The sequence below is a fragment of the Nocardioides antri genome (assembly GCF_008373765.1).
GTDB lineage: Bacteria > Actinomycetota > Actinomycetes > Propionibacteriales > Nocardioidaceae > Nocardioides > Nocardioides antri.
The window spans coordinates 1-274 of sequence record NZ_VUJW01000198.1; the positions used below are offsets into that span (position 1 = coordinate 1).

Genomic DNA, 274 nt, shown 5'->3' on the forward strand with positions numbered 1-274 from the left:
CCTCACGTTAGTATTATCAGAGATATTTATTATTGCCTTATTTTGCCCCGGTGTCAGCTTTATTGAGTAACCATATTTCGCGTCCGTTATTTTGATAGCTCTGTCGTTGTAAAATAATCGGAACTGTATTGGAAAGTTATCGGTGATGATTTCTCTCGATCCGGTAGTCCACAGTCTGTACGAAAAATCGACGAGATTGCGAATTTTGTCTGATATCAACTTCGAAATAGTTTCTTGAAGTTCCCCGGCGGTGTTTGGCTGTAGCCGTTTAACG

At 40.5% G+C, this 274-nt stretch carries 1 protein-coding gene; it reads right to left on the reverse strand.

Annotated elements, in window-relative coordinates:
- Nucleotides 1-274, reverse strand: a 274-nt coding sequence (locus F0U47_RS23000) for a hypothetical protein (protein WP_149752378.1), incomplete at both ends; no start/stop codon positions are given.